This is a genomic window from Nocardiopsis protaetiae (assembly GCF_045446735.1).
Classification (GTDB): domain Bacteria; phylum Actinomycetota; class Actinomycetes; order Streptosporangiales; family Streptosporangiaceae; genus Nocardiopsis; species Nocardiopsis protaetiae.
Genome location: NZ_JBJJBV010000057.1, coordinates 21,345 through 28,161, shown reverse-complemented (window position 1 = coordinate 28,161; position 6,817 = coordinate 21,345). Strand labels below are relative to the sequence as shown.

At 75.9% G+C, this 6,817-nt stretch carries 7 protein-coding genes; all 7 read right to left on the bottom strand.

Features of this window, described 5'->3' with window-relative positions; all coding sequences use genetic code 11:
* Nucleotides 1–3,398, bottom strand: a 3,398-nt coding sequence (locus ACJOT3_RS11735) for an OmpA family protein (protein WP_406971836.1), incomplete at its 3' end; no start/stop codon positions are given.
* A gap of 18 nt (nucleotides 3,399–3,416) precedes the next feature.
* Nucleotides 3,417–3,866 (bottom strand): TadE/TadG family type IV pilus assembly protein, encoded by a 450-nt coding sequence (locus ACJOT3_RS11730; protein WP_406971834.1) that lies wholly within the window; start codon nucleotides 3,864–3,866, stop codon nucleotides 3,417–3,419.
* On the bottom strand, nucleotides 3,863–4,417 hold the full coding sequence (locus tag ACJOT3_RS11725; protein WP_406971832.1) for a TadE/TadG family type IV pilus assembly protein: 555 nt from the start codon (nucleotides 4,415–4,417) through the stop codon (nucleotides 3,863–3,865). Before ACJOT3_RS11725 ends, ACJOT3_RS11730 begins: the two co-directional genes overlap by 4 nt.
* On the bottom strand, nucleotides 4,414–4,776 hold the full coding sequence (locus tag ACJOT3_RS11720; protein ID WP_406971830.1) for a TadE/TadG family type IV pilus assembly protein: 363 nt from the start codon (nucleotides 4,774–4,776) through the stop codon (nucleotides 4,414–4,416). The genes ACJOT3_RS11725 and ACJOT3_RS11720 overlap by 4 nt, the downstream gene beginning before the upstream one ends.
* A 23-nt stretch (nucleotides 4,777–4,799) precedes the next feature.
* Nucleotides 4,800–4,973 carry a hypothetical protein gene (locus ACJOT3_RS11715; protein ID WP_406971828.1) on the bottom strand — a complete coding sequence of 58 codons (174 nt, stop codon included), beginning with the start codon at nucleotides 4,971–4,973 and terminating at the stop codon, nucleotides 4,800–4,802.
* 67 nt (nucleotides 4,974–5,040) lie between these two features.
* On the bottom strand, nucleotides 5,041–5,943 hold the full coding sequence (locus ACJOT3_RS11710; RefSeq protein WP_406971826.1) for a type II secretion system F family protein: 903 nt from the start codon (nucleotides 5,941–5,943) through the stop codon (nucleotides 5,041–5,043).
* Nucleotides 5,940–6,803, bottom strand: coding sequence for a type II secretion system F family protein (locus ACJOT3_RS11705; RefSeq protein WP_406971824.1), 864 nt, complete (start codon nucleotides 6,801–6,803; stop codon nucleotides 5,940–5,942). Before ACJOT3_RS11705 ends, ACJOT3_RS11710 begins: the two co-directional genes overlap by 4 nt.
* Between the last annotated feature and the right edge of the window lie 14 nt (nucleotides 6,804–6,817).

Here is a 6,817-nt window from a genome sequence, read left to right as displayed (position 1 = left end):
GGGGCGGTCTCGCCGCCGTCCGCCGGGGCGGCGGGCTTGCGGTCCGTCGCCCGGGCGCTCGCCGCCGTCTCCGGGTGCGGGTGCGGTCGGCGGGGTGCCGCCGCGGGTTTCTCGGGAACGCTCGCCTTCTCGCCCGTCCGGGCGGTGGGGATCCGCGCGGGGGCGGGCGTCGCGGTCTCGCCCTGGGGTCGGGGGACCGGGCGCTCCACGCGGATGAAGCGCGCACGCCCGGCCTTACGGCCGGGAACACGCTCGTGGCGGACCTCGGTCCCCGGCGAGTCCGGAGCGGCCGGGGTCACCGGTTTCGCCGCGTCCGGCCGCGGAGCGGCCGGGGCGGCCGGGGCGGCCGGTGCCTGCGCGAACCCGCTGCCCCTGCCGCCGGGCCGCGGAACGAGTTTCCTCTGCTCGGCGGTTTCCGCTGTGGGCCCGCCGGACCCGGCTTCTTCAAAGGCCTCCCGTGCCCCTGCCGCCACAGGCGACACGCGATCGGCCGCAGCCTTGGCGGGGGTCCCGTCGCTGCTGACCTCGGTGGCCGATGCAGCCGGACGTTCGGGCGTGGCCGCGCCCGCTCCGGCGGGAGCGCCGCCCTCCACGGCCCGTGTGGCTGAAGGAACAGCCGATTCGGAGGGAACAGCAGCCGATTCGGCGGCCGGTGTGCGGTCAGCAGATTCGGAGGGAGTCTCATCGCCGTTGACCCCGGCGCCCGATACAGCCGAACGCTCGGGGATGGCCGCGCCCACCTGGGCGGACACACCGCCGCCGTCCGCGGCCGGTACGGCCGATCTGGCGACCGGGGCTGCCGCCGCCTCGGCGGGAACGTTGCCAACCGTGGCCCGTGTGGCCGAAGGGGCAGCCGATTCGGAGGGAACAGCAGCCGATTCGGCGGCCGGTGTGCGGTCAGCAGATTCGGAGGGAGTCTCGCCGCCGCTGACCCCGGCGGCCGGTACCGCCGGACGCTCAGGGGTGGCCGCGCCCACTTCGGCGGGAGCGCCGCCGTCCGTGACCTGTGTGGCTGAAGGGGTGGTCGATTCAGCGGAGGTGGCAAACGATTCGGCGGTATCCGTGCCCGGTTCGGCCGATGTGAGGCTGGTGGGCTCGGAGGGGTTTCCGTCGCCTCTGGCCTCGGCCGCCGGTACAGCCGGACGCTCGGGGATGGCCGCGCCCGCCTCGGCGGAAGCACCGTCGGCATTCGCGGCCGGTGCGGCCGAGCGGGCGGTCACCGCCTCGGCGGGAGCGCCGCCGTCCGTGGTCCGTGTGGCCGAAGGGACAGCCGATGCGGAGGGAACAGCAGCCGATTCAGCGGCCGGTGTGCGGTCGGCAGGTTCGGAGGAGGCCTCGCCACCAGCCTCGGCAGCCGGTGAGGCCAGGCGCTCGGGGACGGCCGCACCCACCTCGGCGGAAGCACCGTCGGCATCCGCGGCCGGTGCGGCCGAGCGGGCGGTCGCCGCCTCGGTGGGGGCGCCGTCGTCGGCCGGGGCTGGAGGGGCGGCCGGTTCCGCGGCGGGTGTGTGGTCGGCGGGGAGGGATCCTTCGGCTTCGAGGAGGGCGCGGAAGGCCGCGTCGACGGCGTCGCCGTCGTCGGCCGGGGTGTTCCAGGACTCGCCCGCGGTGCGGCGGGCACCGGGGAAGGCATCCTCCTCATCCGATCCGTCCACCGCGGACTGGAACAGGTCCGTTTCCTCGTCCTCCTCCCAGGCACGGGTGAGGCGGTCCCAGGCCGCCGGGTCGCCCACCCGGGACACGAACGCGGCGTCGTCGTCCCAGTCCTCGGGCACCAGCACCGGTCGGCCGCGTTCGGGCCGCGGGGCGCCGCCCGCGCGGTGGTGGGCGTGCACCGCCTCGTGCACCTCCTCGGCCGTCGCCCCCGCCCACGAGCAGTGGAACAGGGTGCTCAACGGCGTGCTGGTCTGCGAGATCAGCCCGTCGGCGTCCACCGTGCAGCTGCCGCCCAGCGGCCAGCTGCCCAGGATGACCGCGGTGACCCCGCGGTGCTGGCCGTGCAGCAGCAGCCCCGACAGCGCGTGCTCGTGCCCCGGCACCGGCGAGGTGATCAGCGCGAGCGGCGCCCGCCCCGAGGTGTCGAGTCCGCGCAGTTCGGCGGCCAGGACCGCCAGCGCGTCCTCGGTGTGCGGAACCATGGTGACCGGCTCGCACGGGTGGTCGCGCAGCAGGTCGCGGCCGGTCTCCCCGAGCAGCCGCACGGTCTCGCCCTCGGTGATGAGGATCCGGACGGCGAGCGGTTCGGCGGGATCGAGGGCGTTGGCGATGAGGCGGCGGGCCGCCCCGTCCGCGCCCTTGCCGGTGAGGCCGAGCCCCGGAACGTGGTCGAGCTCGACGGTGACGCGCCCGTCGATGTGGTCCTCGGGCTCGGGCCGCGGCGGGGGCGGCGGGAGCGCCAGGCGGCGCGGGCGGCCGGTGAGCCGCCGGGGCAGGCTGAGAGCGATCCTGGGCACCAGGGCGCCGCGCCTGCCGAGCAGGTAGCCGCCGGCCAGCCCCGCGAAGCCCACCGCTCCGGCCACCGCACCGTCGGGGATCTCCAGGACGACCACGCGCGGCCCGTCCTCGGACATGGATGACGCGGCGTTCTGGGCCGTGACCAGGCCCGTCGTCTCCTCCGGCTCCTCCTGGGGAGCGGCCGGGGGCGGCGGGGCCGGGGCCAGGGTGTAGGTGACCTCGACGCGCCGTTGGCTCTCCGGCGGCCCCTCGACCGGCTGCTCGGAGCCCCTGCCGTCGACCTCCGTGTCCGGCGCGTTCTCGCCCAGCTCCGCGGCCAGGTGGTCGGCCACGGCCCGCGCCCGTTCCCGGGACAGCTCCATGTTGCGGTCGGCGTTGCCGCTGGGGTCGGCGTGACCGGTGATGGTGACGGGCACGTCGGTGTCGCGGTGCTCGGCGAGCATCGCCACGGTGGGTTCCAGGTCCCGCCGCATCTGCTCGGTGAGCTCCGCGGAGCCGACCTCGAACCCGCTGATGGTGCGGGTGCGCTCGACCGGCCCCTGCTCCGCCGCCGGGGCGTCCGGGACCTCGTCGGCGGCGTCGGCGGTGCGGTCGATGGTGTCCGCGAAGGCGGCCACCGGGGTGGCGACCGTGGCCGCGACGGCGGTGGCCGCCACCGCCTGGAGCGGGCCGAAGGGCCGCAGCCGCAGCGGCACCCCCCGCAGCCGGGCCCCGGCCTCGGCCGCCAGCGCCAGCGCGAACCCGCCCCACAGCGCCCAGAGCAGGACGATCATCACCGCGGTCAGCACCCCCGGCGGCAGCCGCCACCCGCGCAGGTGCGCCAAGGCGACGTCCCACGACGCGGGGAGTTCGGGCCAGGTCACATGCCCGACCAGGACGTAGGGAACGCCGATGAGGAGGGCCAGCGCCGGCACGACCGCGCCGAGCCTGTTCAGTGGGTGCATGTCCGCCTCACAGAGGTGTCAGGGTGTCGACTGCGTATAGGGGCGGGCGGTGGCCGTCGTCTCGACGGTGGTCGAGCCGGCGGGCACCAGGGTGAAGGAGTAGGGCATCGTGCAGGTCACGGTGACGGAGTCGCCGGAGACGCTGACCGTTCCGGTGGCCCCCGCGGCGGTGAGGAAGGCCTGCGCGGCGGCGGCCGCGGCCGCCGGGTCCAGGGGCACCTCGTCGGCGCCCGCCCGGTAGGCGTTCCAGTCCAGCTGCTGGGCGCCGACGCGGGCCGCCTCCTGGGCGAGCGTCGCGGTCTGGCGGCGGGCCTGGAGCAGTTCGCCGCCCTCATAGACCAGGCCCAGGCACAGGACGAACGCGAGCGCCAGCACCGCGACGAACGCGCTGACCTGCCCGCGGTCGTCCCGGGCCGGGGCGGTGACGGCGTCGGTGGCGGTGGAGGCAGCGGCGTCGGCGGTGCTCACGGGGTCCCCCGGAAGGTGTCCACGGCGACGGTGGCGCCGCCCTCGATGCTGCTGCTCCCGGGAAAGGCCACCCCGAACAGGTCGGTGAAGCCCACCGTGCACTGAACGGTGACGGTGACGGCCCCGCCGGGGACCAGTCCCCCGTGGTCGACGCCGGTGCTGTGGTCGGTGCAGGCCATGCCCTGTTCCTGGAGCGTGGCCGCGGCGACGGCCGCCCCGGTGGCGGAGGCGGCCGCGGGGGTGCGCTCCAGCGACGCCGCGCGGGCGGCGGCGTGGGCGGCCTCGCCGACGGTGGTCCGCGCGTCGACGACGCGTCCGGCGAAGACCATGAGCATGGCGAAGGCCAGCAGGGCGGGCGCGAGCAGCGCCAGCTCCACCGAGGCGGAGCCGCGGTCACGGCCGCGGTCACGGCCTCGGTCGTGTTCGAGGGCGCGGTCACGATCGCGGCCCCGGTCGCGTTCGCGGTCCCGGCCCCGATCCCGGTCGCGCTCGGGGGCGCGGTCCCGGTCCCGGTCACAGCCGCGTTCGAGTTCGCGTTCGCCGTTCCTCACTGCGCCTCACCTCCGGGGACGAAGCGTTCGACGGGGGCGACCGACACGTGCCGCACCCGCCAGGACACCCCGGGGACAAGGCTCGGGACGGAGCCGGTCACGGTGACGGTGACCTCCTCGGCCCCGCGTTCGATGGACACGTCCACGTCGGACAGGACGGAGCCGGAGGGCGCGGCCGCCCCGGCCGCCCCGCCCTCCACCGTGCGCACCTGCTCCGCGGTGCGGCGGGCCACGTCGGCGGCCACGTGCTCGCCGTGCATCCACAGGGCGGCCTGGACGACCAGCATGACCAGGAGGAGCAGGGCGGGCGCGGCGACCGCCAGCTCCGTGCTGCCCCGGTCGTCTTCGGGCTGTCGCAACGGTCCTCCTTATCCCTTGTCCCTTATTCGCCGCCGAGCGCGCCGATCTCCGAGGTGACGAACCCGAGGATCCCCGCGCCGACCAGCGCGGCGGCCCCGACCAGCACCGCGGTGACCACCACCGTTTCGGTCGAGTAGCCGCCGTCGCCCTCGGGCAGGGTCAGCGCGTTGATGATGCGGACGTAGAGGTTCTTCATGTTCTGGCTCCGGTTTCTTGCTCCGGTCGGGGTTCGGGTACTCAGGTGCTGAAGTCAGGTGCGGCGTTCAGGTGCTGAAGAGGATGAGGCTCATGGCCGGATAGCCCAGGAGTCCCAGGAATCCGGCGAACAGCAGGACGACGGGCAGGCTCATCCGCTCGGTGGCGGACTGGGCCTTGGCCTCCATCTCGGCGAGGAACTGCACGCGCAGTGTCCTGGCCTTGGCGGACAGGGAGCTGCGCACCCGGGCCCCGTCGGCGCCCGCCAGGTGCAGGCTGGCGGACAGCTCCGCGAACTCGGGGGTGTCGTAGCGTTCGCCCAGGTCGCGCAGGGCCTGCCAGACGGGGGTGCGGGTGAGGGAGGCCTCGCGCAGGGTGTCGCGGATGGCGGCCATCGCCCAGCCGCCGCCGTTGGCGGAGGCGTCGGTGAGGGCGCCGCTGACGCCCGCGCCCCCGGCCAGGGACACCACGACGAGGTCGGAGAAGCCCGACAGGGTGCGGCGCATCTCCTCCCGGCGCTTGACCGCCTCGTCGTTGAGGGAGAGGTCGGGTGCGAACCACATGAGCACCGCGAAACCCGCCCAGAGAACGAAGGAGAGCAGCGGCGCGGGCGCCATGCCGAAGGAGGCCGCGAGCAGCCCCAGGACCGGTGGGAAGAGCAGCCCCACGACCACCCCCGCGGCCTTCTCCGCCAGGTAGCCGCCCGCCTCCCGGTCGCAGACGCGCAGGTTGCGGGCGGCGCGCGGGCCGGGGAGTCCGGCGGCGTGCAGCAGCGGGACGCCGATCCGGCCGAGCCGGGTCAGCGGCCCGGCCTCGGAGGCGCGCAGCGCGAGCCTCGCCGGGGGGCGCGGCCCGGACAGCCGCTCGACCAGCGACGGGCGGGCCCAGCGCGCCGCCGCCAGCGCCCACAGGGCCAGGCCCAGGGCGGCGCCGGCCAGGGCCGCGGCGGCCACGGGGTTCACGGTGTTCACAGGGCGGCCTCCTTGAGCGGGTCGGGGGCCAGCACTCGCGGCCCGAGGGAGAAGCGGGACATGCGCGTCAGCCACACGACCGCGGTCGCCCAGACCGCGCCGATGATCCCCAGCACGATCTGGCCCAGGACACCGTCGAACGGCGCGAGGTAGGCGGGGTTGAACAGGAACATGAACGCCGCCATGCCGAGCGTGGCGCCCATGATGATCCGCGACGAGGTGCGCAGCCGTGCCCGGCTCGCCGACACCTTGACCAGCATGGCGGCCTGGTCACGGGCGGATTCGGCCAGCGCCCCGAGCAGCACGCCCAGGTCGGTGGCGTGCCGGGTGGCGGCCATCGCCAGGGCGGAGGCCACCAGGTCGCCGGTGGGGTTGTCGACGGTCTGCGAGAAGGTGTGCAGCGCGTCGCGGGGGTCGCGCCCGCGGCGCATGTCGTCGGCCAACCGCTGGACGGCGCCGCGCAGCGGTGCGGGAGCGATGGGCGCGGTGGCGGCGACGGCCTGGTGCAGGCCGGAGGACCCGGCCATGAGGTCGCGCAGCATCTCGGTCCAGGCGGCGACCGCCTCGACGCCCTCGACCTGCTCCTTGTGCTCGCGGTCGCTGCCCAGGACCTGGGGGGACCACCAGACCGCGGCGGCGGCCAGCGCCCCGGCCACCGGCCATCCGGTGAGGAACCACACGCCGACGGCGGCGGCGACCGCGAAGGCGACCCGGCCCGGGCGCGGCAGCGGCCGGGACCTCCGGTTCCGGAGGCGGTCGGCGACCAGGGGCGCCGCCCAGACGAACAGCAGGAAGACGCCCAGGCCGGCGACGCCGCCGGCGGTGGCGAGCAGGAACGTTTCGGTGCTCACCGGCCCCACCCCGCCCTCTCCAC